The sequence below is a fragment of the Sphingobacterium sp. HSC-15S19 genome (assembly GCF_050433745.1).
GTDB lineage: Bacteria > Bacteroidota > Bacteroidia > Sphingobacteriales > Sphingobacteriaceae > Sphingobacterium > Sphingobacterium siyangense.
Genome location: NZ_JBNPWQ010000096.1, coordinates 1 through 1,476, shown reverse-complemented (window position 1 = coordinate 1,476; position 1,476 = coordinate 1). Strand labels below are relative to the sequence as shown.

The following is a 1,476-nucleotide window of genomic DNA, read 5'->3' as shown; positions in this document are numbered from 1 at the left end:
TGTCTTGTCCTGATATAGCTTTACACTAAATTGTAAAGTATATGACAAAAAAGACTAAAGTGGATAATTCCAAGCCGTTCCAAAGAGTTGGAAGGTCTTATCCGGAAGAGTTAAAAAAGAGGCTTGTGCAAGAAGTTGAGAGTGGTCGGCTCAGTCAACGTGCTGTAGAAAGGACTTATAAAATTAATCGGAGAACAATTGACAATTGGATAACCCAATTTTCTTTACTTCCTTTGACACCTAATGGACTGATTGCAAAGCCGATGAAGGAACCAAATGAAAGCTCAAAGATAAAGCTACTATCCAAACAAGTTTTAGAATTGCAGAAAGCCTTGGAAAAAGCCAACCTAAAAATAGATGGATTAGAAACTTTAATCCAGGTTAGCGAAGAAGAACTTAAAATTAAAATAAGAAAAAAGCATGGTGCCAAACAGTCAAAAGAATGAGGCAGAGCCATTCCTATGTGAGTTTAGGAGATCTCTGTGCACTGTTTGGCGTAACCCGACAAGCTTATTATGATGCTATCCGACATGCTGAAAAAGCTACTATTGCTAATATGGTGGTGCTGACTCTGGTGAAAGAAATACGGAGTCAGATGCCAATGTTGGGAACAAGAAAACTAATGTACTTGCTGGAACCAAAGTTAGTTGAACATGGCATTAAAATGGGACGGGATCAACTTTTTGATTTACTTCGGTTTCATGGCCTGTTGATCAGACGTCGCAAGCGTATCGCACGTACAACAGATTCAAACCATGTTTTTAGAAGGTATCCAAACCTCATAAAGGAATTAATTATAACTGGCCCCGAGCAGCTGTGGGTAAGCGATATCACATATATTAGGACTCTACATGGGTTTAGTTATCTTAGTCTGATTACGGATGCCTACTCAAGAATGATCGTCGGCTATTCCTTGCATCCAACGTTAGAGGCGATTGGTTGCTTAAAGGCATTGGAAATGGCGATAACCGATTGGAAGCATTTATCTCCGTTTTACCTCATCCATCATTCCGATCGAGGTATCCAGTATTGTTGCAATGAATATACAGAAATGCTCCAGCGTTATGGCATTGCGATTAGTATGACGCAGAGTGGTAGCCCTTACGATAATGCTCTAGCTGAACGTGTTAATGGTATTCTCAAAAATGAATTCTATCCTAAGCGAGTATACCAAAATCATAAGGATGCGTCTAAAAATATTGATAAGATTATTAAAGTTTACAATTTGCAGCGCCCACATAGCAGTTTGGATTTCCAAACTCCCAAAAATGCACATTCTAAAACTGGTGAAATAAGAAAGAGATGGAAGCAATATCCTAGAAAATCGGTGGCTATAACAGCGGAAGTTTAAATCAATATTTTAGATGTGAAAAGTACTTTGTATAATTGTAAAGGATTTTCAGGATTACCAAAAAATGCTGTAAGATCTATTTAGGACTAATGGTTAAATCTGTAAAGTTTTTTCAGGACGAGACA

At 37.9% G+C, this 1,476-nt stretch carries 2 protein-coding genes; both read left to right on the top strand.

Annotated elements, in window-relative coordinates:
* The first annotated feature begins 41 nt into the window (after positions 1-41).
* Positions 42-446, top strand: coding sequence for a transposase (locus L1283_RS28450; protein ID WP_429626816.1), 405 nt, complete (start codon positions 42-44; stop codon positions 444-446).
* On the top strand, positions 443-1,351 hold the full coding sequence (locus L1283_RS28445; RefSeq protein WP_429626815.1) for an IS3 family transposase: 909 nt from the start codon (positions 443-445) through the stop codon (positions 1,349-1,351). The genes L1283_RS28450 and L1283_RS28445 overlap by 4 nt, the downstream gene beginning before the upstream one ends.
* Positions 1,352-1,476: the final 125 nt, after the last annotated feature.